Source organism: Clostridium beijerinckii, from assembly GCF_018223745.1.
GTDB lineage: Bacteria > Bacillota > Clostridia > Clostridiales > Clostridiaceae > Clostridium > Clostridium beijerinckii.
Map to the genome: position 1 here is coordinate 2,964,874 of NZ_CP073653.1, position 15,933 is coordinate 2,980,806.

Here is a 15,933-nt window from a genome sequence, read left to right on the forward strand (position 1 = left end):
CTATCTCATTTTATTAGTTCTTGTCCATAAATCTTCAAAATATTTTCTTCTATCTTCAAAAGAATCACCTTGAACTATTATATCTACTAATATACCCGGTGTTCCAACACTATCAGGAGGGATTTCACCCACATCAACGATTTCATCCACTTCGGCTATAACTAAATCAGCAGCAAGTGCCATACTTGTATTTGTTCCTTTTGTTGTTCCTCTATATAAAATATTTCCGAACTTATCAGCCTTACAGCCTTTAATTAATGCAACGTCTGCTTTTATAGCTGGAAATACTAAATATTCCTTTCCATCTACAATAAGTTTATCTCTTCCATTCTCAATTTCTGTACCAAGCCCAGTTGGTGTTATAACTGCGCCAAGTCCAGCTCCACCAGCTCGTATACATTCAACTATGGTTCCCATAGGTATAAATTCTACTTCTAATGTGCCTGCATTATATTGTTCTTGTGCTTCAGGGCAAGTCCCAATATGTGCACCTACAAATTTTTTTATTTGTTTATTTGCTATGAGCATACCAACATCATGAGTCTCCCCTGGTTGAGCTGATACAGCTTGAATAAGTGTAAGATCCTTAATATTTGTATTCGCTAGCTCCTCTATCATCTTTAATGGAGCACCCACTCCTAAAAAACCTGCTGTCATTATCTTCATGCCATCTTTAATATTTTTTACTGCTTCCTGTACTGTCTTAATCTTTGTCATTTCTCTATACACCTCCAGATTTTAATAATATGCTATCGATTATTAAAGAAAAATTATTATTTAAGACCAATTATCCCTTTTAGAAATTTAACTGTTATAATAATATTATTATTGATGAATTTATATTCCAATTAAATCCAAAAATTGAAAGCATAACGTCTAATAAGTTTTTATAAATTATTTTGTAACATATGGAAGTATATAAGAATTACTATTTTCAATTTATATGACATAATGAGTTATAAGTTTATTAAATAAAATAATTGATTTGAATTTCACTGAGCTCTTGAGTAAAAAAATAGATGTGAATTAGAATAATTTTCCCTAATTCACATCTGTTTTTATTTTAATTAAAATTTTAGTTATCGCTTAATATATCTTCAATTATATTTTTTAAGTTTTTACCCTGTTCAAAATCTGAATCTAATCCAATAGATTTCTCTGTATACTCTAAGGCTTTATCAATTTGCTGTAAATTATAATAACAAAGTGCAATTTCGTAATTTGTTTCTGGGCATTCACCATAAAACTCTAGTGAAGATTCTAGAAGCTTTAGTGCATCATTATCATAGCCAAGATAACCTAATATAGAACCAAAATAATATCCTAAGTCGCCTTCTTCACCAATAGGGAAATAGTATTCCCAAACTTTATTGATATCATCAGCAAGTTCATCTTTAGGGAAGTTTTCTTCATTTTCTATTCTTTCAATTAAAATATTGTATAACTCAAGCAAAGTTCTTGAATCCCATAATGTAAATCTTAGAAAAGTCAAAAGTTCCTTAGTGGTCAAGGAGTTACTCAAAGGCATAATTGCTTTTTTCATTATATAGAAATCATCTGGACCTACACTTTCTATAATTTCATTGTAAGCCATTGAAGTTTCAATAAAATCATTATCACTATTACTTACCATAAATAGAGACACATTTATGTTTTCGTGTTCATATATACTATGTATTGCTTTTCCGCCGAGTTCTTTAAAATATAACTCTATAGCATGAAAATTTACCGTCATAGAAATACATCCATGCTTTGATAAAAATGGATGATAATTTTTATCCATGCTTTCTTCATTCTTATAACCTTTATCAGCAGATATCAAAATCACATCATCATTAAACAACTTTCTTAATCTTGAAATACATCTTAATCCAATTATAGGCATATAGAATGCTGTGTCCTCTAAAGAATTTTTGTAATGCATCAAAACATCATTTAAATTCTTATCTTCGTAATAACTATTCCCATCAATTTTTTTATCTGTATAATAATAATCTAATCCTGCAAGAATTGATTTATCATTAGGATCTCCTTTTTCGTCTGGAGAAGTTATTGTTATTACTCCTTCATAAATCTCTCCGTTATTAACATAAAAAGTGTCTTGTGGAAGACTGTCAAAAGTATAATTAGCAAATAAAATTAAAGGATTCTTCATTTTCCCTTTTGATAATACTTCACCACTATGTCTAAGTTTAATTTCATCATCCTTAGATATATCAAAAGTTGCACAATCAAGTATTCCAGCTTCGAAATAAGGACTTAAAAAGCTATGATTCTGCCAATATTCAATATTTCTTTCAGCAAAATCCGTTACTATGTATTTAAACTTTATATCTTTTAACGAAGAATTTTCAATCATATGTAAAAATCTTTTTAGAAACGTATAAGTAAATCGTCCAACTCCTGCTGCAAGCTCCATAATATATATAACAGTATTTTTATCTACATCTTCTCTTCCAACATAGTCTCGCAAATATCCAAAGACAGTTTTAGCGTATTGATTTGCGATATACGGATTGGTTGTTATATATTGTGGTACAATACCTTTAATCCAAGCCTCTGGACCTTGGTTTGCAAAAAATTCTGTCTGCAATTTCCATAACATTGACTGTGATAAAGGCTTTCCAGCTTCAACTACAGCTCCAGAACTCTCGTTAACTTTCGAATTTGAAGCCTTAGTGATATTATATTTTTTATTTTTTTCTGACAAAACAATTCCTCCCTAAAAGTAAAGTTAAAAATTACTTTTACTAAAATATCATTAACAGAATGATTATACTATTCTAATTAGTTTATGTATATAGATAAACTAACTATAAGCTATACTTATGAGTATACCTAACCGAAATGAGTAATATACTTTTCTTCCGAAAAGCATGAAAATATGAACTTAATGTTTTATTAATTCATAGAAAATAAAGAGGCTACGTAAAAACACAGCCTTTTTATAGTCAATATTTGCCCTAAAATTATTTTAATTTGTTTTTCTTTTGCTTACAGCACTTTATAAGATATTCATTTACTTGCTCTCAGCATACTTTTTGTACTCTATAGTTTTTTCAACTGGTTTAACTATGGATTTATCTTGCCACTTACCTTGCCTGTAACGTATTACGCTTGCTATAGCTGTAATAGTCCAAGTTAGTCCACTGGTTACCCACACACTCCAAACTCCTAGGAAAGGAAGTATAGCTAGTCCACTTGAAAATCCAACTCTTCCAGCCACTTCAACAAAACCGTTAACCATAGCATAAAATGCATCTCCTGTACCATTTAGTACACCTCTTGTAACGTAAATCATTCCAAGAGGAAAGTATGCACAACTTGTAATTCTTATTGCTTTATCTCCAAGATTTATTACTGATTCATCTTTAACAAACACTTCCATTATAGCCTGACCTCCAAATTGAGCTGCAATAAATGCTAAAAGGCTAAATCCAGCTACTATTAAAATGCTTTTGTGATATCCTTTTTTTACCCTATCAAGTTTATTAGCTCCCATATTTTGACCTGCAAATGTAGACATAGCTGCCCCTAATGAATTGAACGGCTGCTGTATTAGCTGTTCTACTCTACTAGTAGCTGTAAATGCTGCAACAGCTGTCTCTCCAAATCCATTTACTACACTCTGAAGCGCTACTAATGAAACAGCAATCAGTGAATTCTGAGCTGCTACAGGTACTCCAATCCTTATACATTTAGTTATGATTGATTCACTCATTTTCCAGTGTTCTTTCTTTAATTTAAAATATGGATTCTTGATCAGGGCAAATACCAAGCAGCCAATTGCAGCACATGCCTGAGAAATAACAGTAGCATAGGCAGTACCTGATACACCAAATCCAAATTTTAGCACAAAGATTAAATCTAATACAACATTAATTGCGCAAGAAATAATTAGAAAAACTAAAGGTGTACTGGAGTCACCTAATGCTCTAAGTATTGCTGCTATAGCATTATAGGATGCTACAGCGATCATTCCTCCTGATGCTATTCTTAAAAAAGCTACAGAATCATTTAAAATTTCAGGTGGTGTATTCAAAAGTTGTAAAACTTGACGAGCAAAAACAACTCCTAATATACTCATAACAACACCAGATGCACCAATCACATAAGTTGAATTGGCAATGGCTCTCTTTACTTGTTCTTCCTTCTTGGCTCCAAAATATTGAGAAATGATTATACCTATACCAACAGACAATCCCAAGCATACAGAGAAAAAAAGAAAACTTAGAGATCCACAAGCACCTACTGCGGCTAAAGCATTAGCACCAACAAACTTTCCTACAACTATTGAATCAATCAAGTTATAAAACTGCTGAAATACATTGCCTATAAGCATTGGCCAAGTGAATTTTATAATATGGGAAACTTCATTACCTTCAGTCATATCATGTACATATTTTACAGACATAATTTAAAACTCTCCTTCTTTTGTTTACTTCAATATTACATGGATTTAATAAATTAAGCTGGCAATATATTAACCCAATATAGACATATATTGCAGTGCATGTTATATTTTTTATGTTAAATTTAATTTAAGTGTACATTATTTACAATCGGTCTTCTTAGAATTTTGCAAGGATTGTGTTTCTATCAATATCTTGTAATACCATTGAATTATCTACATACTAATTATATATATTAAATATTTGGAGGTCTTATATGTATCCATTTTTTGAAGCAAATAAATCTGGCGATCAAAACTTTTTTAGTTCAAAAATATTAGAAAATTTCAGTTTTCCTCCACATTTACATCCATATGTAGAAATAGCTTATGTTATTGAAGGATCTATAGAAGTTACAATAAACGATACTCCATGCTGCCTTAAAGCTGGTGAAGTTTCTATCTGCTTCCCTAATGATATACATACTTTTAATAGTGACGGATTTTCAAAAATTATTCTATTTATTTTCTCACCAGATCTTACACGTAGCTTCTTTGGTATACGAATGGACAAAACACTGGAGAATCCATTTATGTCAAAAAATATTGTCGATGATGGGGTAAGTTCTCTTTTATATATGCTCCATGACGAATATACAAGTTCTAATAATAAATATGTTATTAAAGGGCTTTTATACACCATACTTGGAAAGCTTGATTCGCATTTTTCATTTAAAAAAAGCAGCACTTTTTATAACAGTACAATGCAAAATCTACTTAAATATATTGAAATTCATTACCATGAGAAAATTTCACTAGATAGTATAGCTAAAGATTTAGGTTTTAGTAAGTTTTATCTCTCAAGAATTTTTTCAAATAAGATTGGCTACCAATTTAATGATTACATAAATAGATTGAGAATAAATAAAGCTCAAAAACTCCTTAGCGAAACAGACCTTCCAGTTACGGTTATAGCTTTGGAATGTGGATTTGAAAGTCAGAGAAATTTTAACAGAATTTTTAAAGAACTAACAGCTCTTACTCCTACAAAATTTAGAACAGGTATATGATGCTATTTTTCAACAACCCCATTTGATGAGTTAAACTTTAAAAAGCGTGTTCCTTGAAAAGTTAATGTTCCCCATTCATGTTCTGGAACATTTTTGAAGACACGTCTTCCAACTATAAATTTCATTTCACTCCCAGTGTCTAACTCAAATTCTAAAATTAACTTTTCAGTAGTTGTCATAACTCCATTGCTGTCTGTATTTGTGCACGTTTCTCTTTTTTTCTTAATTAATTTTGCCCTAGTGGATATAATTGGTGAGTTTTCATTTTTAATATATTTACTGATGTTTATAAAAATTATAAAAGCTACGAAAACAAAAAATATTAGCTGAAATCCAATCATGATTAACCCACTTCCTATCTTTCTAAAATTCTATTACTTTAGCTTAAATTCTACATTTTATTTATTTTAACTTGATTTTGATAACTTATTTATTTAATACTTATCTATTTTATACATATTATATCATAAATTTACATTAATTAACCTATTAAGCGTTATTTATGCTAAAATAAAGTCAATATTTAAGAAATTTTCGAAATAAATTTTAATGAATTAGACTTCTATTTATAATACATATTTTCTTAAAAATTAAAGCTAAGATTTTTTTAAATGCAAAAAATCTTAGCTTATTAATTATCAGCTACTTTATAAATTTCCTAGCACCTTTTGAATTTCTAACTCTGTCAAAGACCTATACTGGCCTTTCTCTAGTGATTTGTCTAAAGCTAGTCCACCAATTGAAATTCTCTTTAAATATATAACGTAGCAGCCTACGGACTTTAACATACGCTTTACTTGATGCTTGCGTCCTTCTGAAATAGTAAGATATCCAGAAACGACTGGCTGCGTATGATGATTTGAGTTTATATTGTTCACATTATTGGTGGCCATTTCATGTTTAAGATCTTCATATACGCCAAACTTATCTACTTCTATTCTTGCAGGCTTAGTTAATATTTTACCTTGTCCAATATAAGTTCCCTGCTCTAATTGGTTCTTATCTTCTTCGCTTAAAGAACCTAATGCCCAAAAGAAATAAGTTTTTTCAACATGCTTTTCTGGATACATGACCTTATGTTCAAATTCTCCATCATTTGTAAATAACAATAATCCTTCTGTATCCTTGTCTAACCTTCCAACATGAAATATTCCTTTCGTACCAGCTTCGCCTAAAAAATCAAATACGGTCTTATGAATCTCATCAGTTTTTGCAGTAATACAACCTGCTGGTTTGTTAAACATGTAATATAATTTTCCAGCATAGCTGACTATCTCATTAAGATACTCAATGACATCACAGTTTTCATCAATTTCCATTGAAGGCTCTGTTACCAGCTCTTTATTTACCTTTACCATGCCTTCTTTAATATAAATTCTGACATTTTTTCTGCTTCCAACAGCCGCCTCTGCTAGAAATTTATCTAATCGCATATATCGTCACATCTCTTCCTTTGTAAAAACTCAAAAAATTTTAATTAACTTATCACTTGAAACTTGTCCCTAATGTCAACTTGTTATTTAATAAATCTAAATCATAAACTCTATTCTGCAAATATAATTATTAATTTGGATACCCATAGTTTAAAGTAAATCTGAATCAAATAAACTTTTTGAAACATATACATCTTTTATTTCAATTTGATCCATATAGATTATAACATCTTTTTCATTAATTATTTACTAATTTAAATTTTTGCCATGGAGCTATAGTATCAATCAAAAACAGTTCTTCCTCTGCAATTCTTCCTACTACATTTGATTTGCCAGAGTTTTTCATAGGCTTTTTAGCTATCTGCATTTCTCCTGCATAATGTCCATATAATGAACTTTCTATAATAATATCTCCTCTTCTTATATCTGGAGTATTAAATACTTCAAAATTGTGGTCTTTATATTTAACTCTGCTTTGAGTTGATCTTATTAAATAATCAGATACATCTCCTCTGTTAAAATGAAATTCTTCAAGCACTATTTTCTTCTCTGTTTCAGGTGCATTTTTATTTATCTCACAATTTAAAGTCAAAACATAAGGATCTATTTCACTTAATGCTTTTAATTCTTCTTCACTAGCAAAGGCATTTGCAATAATTACATCATCTATTAAGTCAGATGTCCATAAATGCTTTGCTTGAATTGTTATTGGAAGCTCTCTATGAATTTCAAGAGTGCATAATCCCTCGTTTACAGGCCATGGACCATGATCTGCACTGTGAGATGAAATAAATGCTGCTGTTCTAATTCCTAACGATTTGAACTGCTTGCTGGTTTTTATAAAATGTTCATAGCTTAATCCTGTATATCTGTGTGGATAAAAATTATGACAGCCTAATATATTATCTGCATTTGGCATATAAGAGAATATATTATCTATATATTTTGTCCCATTGCTCATGTTTAATTCTATTTTCAATTTCTTACTTGTAAATGACATAATAGATTCCTCTAAACCAGTAAATCCAAGATCAAGTCTTATACCATAGAGTCCTAGCTCCTTAAAAAAATCTAAATTCTTATAATCAATTCCAAGTTCATCGAATACTTTAGGACTTATATCTGCTATTACTTCCATATCATTTTCATTTGCACATTGTATTATTTTCTTGAAATTATTGATTATTACTTCTTTACTTCCATCAAAAGATAAAAGACATGTAAAAATTCTTTTAAAATTATATTTATATGCCAATTTTATATAATCTTCTATTTCATTTGCACTACTGTGCATAGGATAAACTGATATTCCTAGCCTTCTCATTAAAAATTCTCCCTTAATTAAAATTTTTGTTATAGATAAACAACATATAAAGCATACTCCTTATTTCGGAGCGTTATATGCATAGATTCATGTCTCACTTGGTCTATCTATATTTTCTTATAGCTTTTCACTAACAAGTATTTTAAATATAGTGTTTCTCTATTTAATTGATATGATTTATTTATCATAAAACATACCATTAAAAAATATTTTATCTTCTAAAATTGTTATATTAGCTCCATATTCGTTAGTAATCTTTTCAGATCTTCCTCCTCCAACTGGAATTTTATAAAGATTTTCATTATCTGAATAATTCACATAATAGACATAATCTTTGCTTGCATTTATAAAAGTAGCTTTGTCATTAGATAACTTAGCTTTTCCTGTTCCATCTCCATTTACTTTATATAACTTATCACTATCTGATTTGTTGCTATAAAAAACTGTATCTCCACAAACAGTAATAAATAAAGTTTCATCATCACATACTTTTGTATTCTCACTTCCATCTAATCTCATTCTGTAAATTTTATATCCATCAGATATATTAGTGTAATATATCCATCCATTGCTTGCAGTCATATCCTCTGTAGCAGATGAATTAAGTCTAATTCTACAACTGCCATCTAAAGATATTTTGTATATATTATTTAAATCAATTGAATGTGAATTAGTTCTTTTAACATAATATATCCAATTTCCTTCTACAAACATATTTCCTACTGCTTCATTTGCTATGCATGTGTCCTCTGTTCCATCTGTTTTAACTTTATTTATACTGTGATGAAAAGCATCTTTCCAATTGCTATAGTAAATCCAGTCGTCTACAAGATTAAGATTCCATACTCTATTTGGAATTAATTGTGTATTGTAACTTAAATCACATATATCCTTTCTAGGCGGATCATTTTTCCTTATTTTGTACAAATAATCAGGAGCTGCTCCGTAGACATCTCCTACCCTATTTATATAATATATATAATCATTATCTTCTACAGCCATTCCATCATTTACAATATTGCCTGATGAATTAGAAATTTTTGAATCGTCATTTTTAGGCACATCTAAGCTATTGTAGCAAGTAAAATTGAAATTATATATTTTATCATAAGCTCCATATGAATTTTGATCTGCTCCATTAGATGAAGACCTTTTTACAAAAATCATAACTTTATATTTACCTTCAGTTAATGCATTATTATCTTCTATTGTAAATTCATTATATGCGGGTATTGGATTTGAATATCCATCAGTTAATTCTGTGTAATCTTCATTTTCACTCCTAGCTATAAATACTCTATACTGCACTGGATCATAATTGCTGTAGTCAGAATAATCTCCATCATACTTGGAACTCATATTTATTTTAATAGTGTCACCACTTAGCACTGGATAATGATCAACTCCTGCATATTCGACATATGGATTTTGCTTTTCAATTGATAAACCTGAAATTGTACCAAAATCCGTATGTGAGAAATCAGTTTCTGTTGTATCAGCTTTTGCACTTGTACTACATGTCATAAAAATCAATGATGTAATAGTAATGACTGAGAATAATCTATTAATAACTTTTTTTGACATCTATACATCCACCCCTGATTCTTTTTATTTTATAAAATATTTATTGACAGCTCTAAGTGATGCATCTGCAACTTTCTGGCTGTTAAGTCTATGCATCATCATCTTTGCGTCACCATCATCGCACTCAACAGTCGTTTCCATAAGCACTGCGGGGCACCATGCTGATGATAACACTGCGAGATTTGGTCTATCTTGAAGTGGATATGTGTTAGTTTTTATGGTGCTAGACACTTCTCTCATGAGTATTGTTGCAAATTCTCTTCCTGGTTTTGGAGCAGTAGAATTATATAATACAGTAGTTCCCCTAAACATATAAACAGATTGCATATTAACATCTAATGGAAGTGAATTATTGTGTATACAGAAAAATAAATCTGCATTCAAAAGATTTGCTGGATCTGTTCTATCTAATAATCCTACATTGCTATCATCATCTCTAGTTATATATATACGATATCCTGCTCTTTCAAGGTTTTCTTTAACTCTTTTAGATATATCCAAATTTAACTGCTTTTCATAAGTGAAATTGGCTGTTGCTCCAAGTTCTGATCCTCCATGACCAGGGTCAATAATTATTATTTTCGAGTTATCTTTAACCTTTTCTTCAAATGTAACATCTATAAATGTCTTAAACTCATATTTATTGTCCCCTAATGAAGAATATCTCCTTTTTACAGGATTTATTTTAACATTAAGTTTTTCAGAAGTCTCAATATCAACTTTTGCTGTATTATTATCAAGCTTATCTAGCTTAATATTCTTTATATACTTATTATCTTTTAAAACTGAATAGAAGTTATCAGATTCACCAGTAACATTAACCTGTGAAATAAGTATTTCAACTTTATTTCCATCAATTCTTTCAGAATACTTAGGCTCCACGGTATATTTTCTAATATCTCCAGCCTCAGATTCTGTACATGAGTAGGATACTGGAATTCCTAAAGCTCCTTTATGTTCGACTTGATAATATTTAAAAGCATCTTGTTGTAAGTCATAAACTTTGCTATTGCTAGATTCAGTCGTAGTAGTAGTTTCTTCTGCATTACAATAAGAAACAGGTAATATGAAAGTACAGACTAGTAAAATTCCAAAGACTATACATTTAAATTTTTTCATAAATACTTACCTCCACTACATTTTTTTATATCCTGTATAGATTTTTTTTCATTCTATTTTTTCATAAATTTGTATAGACTATTCATTTAATTACATAATATTTAATTTATTTTACTTTTCATTCATAATCTTATACATTCTTACCATTTTCTCAATTAGAACATTTTCAGACATGGCAGTCATTAATTGATCTTGCGCATGAACCATAAGTAACGTTATTTTAATTCCTTTTCCATTTATCTCAGCTTGAATCAATTTCGTCTGAGTGCTATGAGCTAGTTTGAGTTCTTCTCTAGCCTTTTTTAAAAATTCTTCTGCTTTATCGTAGTTTTTATTTTCAGCTTCATCTAGAGCTTCAAATGCATATGCTCTTGAGTCGCCTGCGTGTGATATTATTTCAAATATTTCTTGCTCCATATAGTTCATCTCCTAATATTATTTATTAAATTGTGGCAAATACCCTTTGTTTAACGAACACAAGTCCTCAAATAGCTTAATTGCAATATCTACTGATGGGACTAGTGGATTATTAGCTAGTGCCATTATAGCTTGATTTGTATTTCCATGTACTCCAGCTTCTATTGTTGATATCTCATAAAATTTCACACTGTGAATAAGGCCTAAAACTTTTTCTTCTACAGGTCGTGTCAAAGATAGTGGAGTTGCACCTCTCTTATCTACTAAACAGTTAACTTCAACAACGGAGTCGTCTGGAATTCCTTTAATAGTCCCATTATTTTTAACATTTATTGTATGAATGTCTTTTTTATCATTGTATATCGAACTTATAAGTGATACAGCTGCATCCGAATAATATGCTCCACCTCTTTTTTCTAACTCAGGTGGTTTAACGTCTAAATTTTTATCCTTATATTTTTCAAATAAGCTTGCTTCAATTTTCTTTACCTGTTCTGCTCGTGTCCCAATAGTTTTGGCTGCATCTTTTTCTTCCTTCAACAATCTATCTGTCATATAGTAATACCTATGATACGGACATGGTATCATTCCTAAAGCATCTAGAAATTTCTTTGGCCATTTTAAATCTGATATATTTTTCATTGTAAGTTCTGCGCCATCTTTTAATTTTTCTATAACTCTATCAGTTACATTTATGCCTTTATACCATACATTTCGTCCCCATACTAAGTGATTAAGTCCTACATATTCTATAAAAACATCCTTACTGCTCACATCTAACATTGAAACTACATCCATCTTCATGTGTATTGGAACATTACATAGGCCTATACATTTAATATTTGTATATTTTAATACAGCTTCTGTTATAATTCCTGATGGATTAGTAAAATTAATAAGCCATGCATTAGGGCATAATTCCTTCATATCTCTTGAAATATCTAGAATTACAGGAATTGTCCTAAGAGCTTTTGCAAAACCTCCTGGACCAACTGTTTCCTGACCTAATACGTTATACTTTAAAGGGAATCTCTCGTCTCGTGCCCTTGCATCTAATCCTCCAACTCTAAATTGTGTAACTACAAAATCAGTATCACTTAGAGCCTCTCTTCTATCTAATGTGAGAGAAATTCTAATGTCTAAATTAGCCTTTTCACACATTCGCTTTGCTAGAGCTCCTACTATATTAAGCTTTTCTTTACCTTCTTCTATATCGACTAAGACTATTTCCTTAACTGGAAGTTCGTCTTTTCTCTTTATAAATCCTTCTATTATTTCTGGAGTATAGCTGCTGCCTCCACCAATTATTACAATTTTCAACTCATTCATCTTGCGCCTCCAACTTGATTTTGTTATGCAGTATTTGTGCAATAACTGCATAACAAATTTAAAACTACAATCAATCTTTATTAATTATTCTCCATACCCTCTTTAATTAATTTCTTTTCATATGCTTTTAAGAATGGAAAATATAAAGCAGTTACAATAGCTATATTTATTAATACTAAAATTATTGCTCTCCAGTCTCCACCAGTTGCTAGATAAGCGCCAATAGGTGCTGGCAATGTCCATGGTGCCAAAATAACTGGTTTAGATACTAAATTTAAAGTCATAGCAAAGTATGATACACACCCGCAAATTAATGGCCCAAGAATAAATGGTATTATTAATAATGGATTTAACATAATTGGAGCTCCAAATATGACCGGCTCATTAATATTACAGATTCCTGGGATTAAACTTGCTCTAGCGATATCTTTTAAGTATCTTGATTTAGAGCCTAGCATTAATATTACAAGTCCTATTGTTGCTCCTGACCCTCCAATCCATACAAACCATTGAAAAAATGGCTCTGGTGCTATATTAGGAATAGGCTGTCCAGCTGCTTGAGCTGCTACATTAGCATCAAGCATTGCAAGCCATATTGGCCTTGCAACAGTACCTACAACAGAATCTCCATGTATTCCGCATCCCCATAAAAGTGTAATAAGCAAGATTGGAACTAATATTCCAGGAAGTGAATTACCTGCAGTTACCAAAGGTGTAAATATACTTAGCACAAATTTTTGAATATCAAAATTTAATAAATCTCTTATGATCCATATTGGTACTATAATAAAAGCTGCTGGAATAAGAGCTGCAAAAGAATTAGCAACTGATGTTGGGACTTCTTTTGGCATCTTAATAGTTAGATTTTTTTCTTTGCATACTCTAAAGATTTCTACAGCAAAAATAGACATTATAATAGCAGTAAACATACCAGATCCGCCTAAACTAGATAACGATAACATCCAGCCGTTAGGATCAATATTTAATGGAACATTTGTAAGCAAGAATGCTGCAAGACCTAAGCTTCCACCAGATAAAGGATCTAGCTTATATGACTTTGCTAGATTATATGCTATTCCAAAAGATGCATATAAGGCCATTATGCCCATACTTAAGCGATATGGAAACATTATCTGATTAACATATGGAGCCACTAATTGCTTTAGCCAGTCATTTGGCGGAACTGCAATTACGAGAAAAAAACTTCCAATTATTATAAGTGGAATAGTAGATACTATACCATCCCTAATAGCTTTTAAGTGCCTCTGCTCAGATAATTTAGTCATTGGTGGCAATAAGTACTTTTCTAGCCAATTAAAAAATTTATTCATACTTCCTCCTTATCATTTATTATGGTTTTTACTTACAATAGCTCTTTATTTGCTTAAGAACTCTTGCTCCACCAAGAGGCGTATATCCCATTGGTTCAATAGCAATTACTTCAAGACTATATTCCTTAGCTTGATCTTTAAAGCCATTTAGCCTATGTCTTACCTGAGGTGCAACTAAAACTAAATCATATTTATTTTGCTGAATTTCATCCTCAAAATCGCTAGTTCCTACCGCTTTGATTTCTAGATCAAATCCTTCTTTATCAGCTTCCTTTTTTATCGCTTGTACAACAATTGCACTAGACATTCCCCCGGAGCAAACCATTAAAACTTTCATAACAATATCCCCCTTCAATTAGCAATATATTTAAATGCTGCTTTACAATATATGTATTTTAGTACTATCCGTATTATTACCCGCTTTTGGTTTTAATTTAATAAAGTTTCATAAAAAACTCTTATGATTGAAATTTTGTTTCATCAATTAGCAAAATTAAGATTTGCGAAGAAATATTAACAAATAATTATTGACAACTGATAATGATTATTGTTAACATGAATTAAGTACTTTGGAAATTATATTTTAAATCCATGTACGTTGATTAGATAAATATTATTGATACTTTATGGATCACGAAAGGCGGTAAAATCGATGAAAGAACTTCATAATATAGGGTGGTATGCTAATAAGATATCCCCCAAACTACCTAAAAATGCATTTAAACCAGTACCTTCGAGGCTGTTTGGAGGACTTGCATATACAATTATTATAATTTGTGGAATACTCACAATTACTCTATGTAGATTTAATAACATTATAAACTTTTTAATATCTTTAGTTTTAGGCTTTAGTTTTGCATCCATAGGCTTTCTTGGGCATGAAATTTTACATGGCACTGTTGTAAAAACACATTGGTTAAAAAACTTGCTTGGAGGTATGGCTTTTTTGCCCTTAAGCATAGGTCCAAACCTTTGGATTAAGTGGCACAATATGAGTCATCATGCTAACACTCAACATGAAATAAATGATCCAGATGCTTGGATGAGCTTTGAGCAATTTAGCAATAGATCTTTTATAAAGTACATTTATAAACTTCCTTTGTGGTTTCGCTCACTATTTAGTTTCTCAGCATTAAGTATTTCCTTTACTCTTCATGGAACTCGCATGTTCTTTATATATGTTAAAGAATTTAAAAGACAAAAAAGCATAAAACTATGGATTCAGTTTATACTCCCTTGGATTATATGGATAGGTTTATTCTTCTTAGTTGAAACTGATAAATGGATTTTCTCATATTTACTTCCATTCCTTATAGGAAATTTCATTGTAATGTGTTATATATCAAGTAATCATAGATTAAATCCTCTTGTACCTATAAATGATCCTTTAGTTAATAGTCTCTCAGTAACAGTTCCAAAGTGGCTTGATGTTCTACATTTTAATTTTTCTTACCACACAGAGCATCATCTATTTCCAGGAATGAATCCTAAATACTATTCTCTAGTAAAGGAAGAAATATTAAAATTATGGCCAGATAGATATCATCAAATGCCTCTTAGCAGCGCTTTGAAGCTTCTCTGGAAAACTCCTAGAATCTATTATAATAACGAGGAATTAATAGATCCAAGAAACAAACGCATATATACTTCACTAGAAAAAGGATTAAAACCTAATAAAATTTCTTATCATAATCTATAAATAGAATTAGAGATATATAGATAAACAATATATAACTTATACTTATGCAATAATCCACCGAAAGTAGAAACATTGTTATTTCACAGGACTATGAAAATTTCGCTGAAAGTTCTAAATTGCAGGTTGCACAACTAATGCTTGCTCCCAATTTCATTGTGACAAGCATTAATTGAACAACCTGCAATTAAAAGCTTTTAACAGCTCATTTTCAATGCCCGCTGCATAAAAATGTTTCTA

At 30.5% G+C, this 15,933-nt stretch carries 14 protein-coding genes; 2 read left to right on the plus strand and 12 right to left on the minus strand.

Annotation, left to right across the window (positions count from 1 at the left end; translation table 11 throughout):
• The 3 genes from KEC93_RS13465 to KEC93_RS13475 form a co-directional block, all read right to left on the minus strand.
• A complete protein-coding gene (locus tag KEC93_RS13465) occupies positions 1-717 on the minus strand; it encodes a CoA transferase subunit A (RefSeq protein ID WP_077869543.1) in 717 nt (238 codons plus the stop codon).
• 358 nt (positions 718-1,075) lie between these two features.
• A complete protein-coding gene (locus tag KEC93_RS13470; protein ID WP_077869542.1) occupies positions 1,076-2,710 on the minus strand; it encodes a tetratricopeptide repeat protein in 1,635 nt (544 codons plus the stop codon).
• Positions 2,711-3,019: 309 nt separating this feature from the next.
• Positions 3,020-4,414: an MATE family efflux transporter gene (locus KEC93_RS13475; RefSeq protein WP_077869541.1), complete on the minus strand. Its 1,395-nt coding sequence runs from the start codon at positions 4,412-4,414 to the stop codon at positions 3,020-3,022.
• A 254-nt stretch (positions 4,415-4,668) separates the two neighbouring features.
• Between KEC93_RS13475 and KEC93_RS13480 the strand changes: the two genes are divergently transcribed.
• Positions 4,669-5,460: an AraC family transcriptional regulator gene (locus KEC93_RS13480; protein WP_077869540.1), complete on the plus strand. Its 792-nt coding sequence runs from the start codon at positions 4,669-4,671 to the stop codon at positions 5,458-5,460.
• A 2-nt stretch (positions 5,461-5,462) separates the two neighbouring features.
• Here the strand turns inward: KEC93_RS13480 and KEC93_RS13485 are convergent, their stop codons facing one another.
• The 9 genes from KEC93_RS13485 to KEC93_RS13525 form a co-directional block, all read right to left on the minus strand.
• Positions 5,463-5,801, minus strand: coding sequence for a DUF2500 domain-containing protein (locus KEC93_RS13485; protein ID WP_077869539.1), 339 nt, complete (start codon positions 5,799-5,801; stop codon positions 5,463-5,465).
• A gap of 306 nt (positions 5,802-6,107) precedes the next feature.
• Positions 6,108-6,893: a pseudouridine synthase gene (locus KEC93_RS13490; RefSeq protein ID WP_077869538.1), complete on the minus strand. Its 786-nt coding sequence runs from the start codon at positions 6,891-6,893 to the stop codon at positions 6,108-6,110.
• Positions 6,894-7,131: 238 nt separating this feature from the next.
• The gene (locus KEC93_RS13495) at positions 7,132-8,217 is read right to left on the minus strand and encodes a DUF871 domain-containing protein (RefSeq protein WP_077869537.1); all 1,086 of its coding nucleotides are present in this window, start codon (positions 8,215-8,217) and stop codon (positions 7,132-7,134) included.
• Positions 8,218-8,394: 177 nt separating this feature from the next.
• Entirely contained in the window at positions 8,395-9,801 is a 1,407-nt protein-coding gene (locus KEC93_RS13500) for a DUF5050 domain-containing protein (protein WP_077869536.1), read from the minus strand.
• A gap of 24 nt (positions 9,802-9,825) precedes the next feature.
• Complete coding sequence (locus KEC93_RS13505; RefSeq protein ID WP_077869535.1) at positions 9,826-10,920, minus strand: N-acetylmuramoyl-L-alanine amidase; 1,095 nt, start codon at positions 10,918-10,920, stop codon at positions 9,826-9,828.
• A 111-nt stretch (positions 10,921-11,031) separates the two neighbouring features.
• Positions 11,032-11,337, minus strand: coding sequence for a PTS lactose/cellobiose transporter subunit IIA (locus KEC93_RS13510; protein WP_012058871.1), 306 nt, complete (start codon positions 11,335-11,337; stop codon positions 11,032-11,034).
• 18 nt (positions 11,338-11,355) lie between these two features.
• Complete coding sequence (locus KEC93_RS13515; protein ID WP_077869534.1) at positions 11,356-12,666, minus strand: 6-phospho-beta-glucosidase; 1,311 nt, start codon at positions 12,664-12,666, stop codon at positions 11,356-11,358.
• 80 nt (positions 12,667-12,746) lie between these two features.
• A complete protein-coding gene (locus KEC93_RS13520; protein ID WP_077869533.1) occupies positions 12,747-13,997 on the minus strand; it encodes a PTS sugar transporter subunit IIC in 1,251 nt (416 codons plus the stop codon).
• 28 nt (positions 13,998-14,025) lie between these two features.
• Positions 14,026-14,334, minus strand: coding sequence for a PTS sugar transporter subunit IIB (locus tag KEC93_RS13525; RefSeq protein WP_077830808.1), 309 nt, complete (start codon positions 14,332-14,334; stop codon positions 14,026-14,028).
• A gap of 315 nt (positions 14,335-14,649) precedes the next feature.
• On the opposite strand from KEC93_RS13525, the gene desB reads away from it, so the two are divergent.
• The gene (gene desB, locus KEC93_RS13530; protein ID WP_077869532.1) at positions 14,650-15,696 is read left to right on the plus strand and encodes a Delta(10) desaturase DesB; all 1,047 of its coding nucleotides are present in this window, start codon (positions 14,650-14,652) and stop codon (positions 15,694-15,696) included.
• The last annotated feature ends 237 nt before the right edge of the window (positions 15,697-15,933 follow it).

What these genes read in the sequence shown, in the direction of transcription:
- KEC93_RS13510 (WP_012058871.1), bottom strand. Translation starts at nt 11,337, where the DNA reads ATGGAGCAAGAAATATTTGAAATAATATCACACGCAGGCGACTCAAGA.
- KEC93_RS13480 (WP_077869540.1), top strand. Translation starts at nt 4,669, where the DNA reads ATGTATCCATTTTTTGAAGCAAATAAATCTGGCGATCAAAACTTTTTT.
- KEC93_RS13515 (WP_077869534.1), bottom strand. Translation starts at nt 12,666, where the DNA reads ATGAATGAGTTGAAAATTGTAATAATTGGTGGAGGCAGCAGCTATACT.
- KEC93_RS13495 (WP_077869537.1), bottom strand. Translation starts at nt 8,217, where the DNA reads ATGAGAAGGCTAGGAATATCAGTTTATCCTATGCACAGTAGTGCAAAT.
- KEC93_RS13525 (WP_077830808.1), bottom strand. Translation starts at nt 14,334, where the DNA reads ATGAAAGTTTTAATGGTTTGCTCCGGGGGAATGTCTAGTGCAATTGTT.
- KEC93_RS13520 (WP_077869533.1), bottom strand. Translation starts at nt 13,997, where the DNA reads ATGAATAAATTTTTTAATTGGCTAGAAAAGTACTTATTGCCACCAATG.
- KEC93_RS13505 (WP_077869535.1), bottom strand. Translation starts at nt 10,920, where the DNA reads ATGAAAAAATTTAAATGTATAGTCTTTGGAATTTTACTAGTCTGTACT.
- KEC93_RS13500 (WP_077869536.1), bottom strand. Translation starts at nt 9,801, where the DNA reads ATGTCAAAAAAAGTTATTAATAGATTATTCTCAGTCATTACTATTACA.
- KEC93_RS13475 (WP_077869541.1), bottom strand. Translation starts at nt 4,414, where the DNA reads ATGTCTGTAAAATATGTACATGATATGACTGAAGGTAATGAAGTTTCC.
- KEC93_RS13465 (WP_077869543.1), bottom strand. Translation starts at nt 717, where the DNA reads ATGACAAAGATTAAGACAGTACAGGAAGCAGTAAAAAATATTAAAGAT.
- KEC93_RS13490 (WP_077869538.1), bottom strand. Translation starts at nt 6,893, where the DNA reads ATGCGATTAGATAAATTTCTAGCAGAGGCGGCTGTTGGAAGCAGAAAA.
- KEC93_RS13485 (WP_077869539.1), bottom strand. Translation starts at nt 5,801, where the DNA reads ATGATTGGATTTCAGCTAATATTTTTTGTTTTCGTAGCTTTTATAATT.
- desB (WP_077869532.1), top strand. Translation starts at nt 14,650, where the DNA reads ATGAAAGAACTTCATAATATAGGGTGGTATGCTAATAAGATATCCCCC.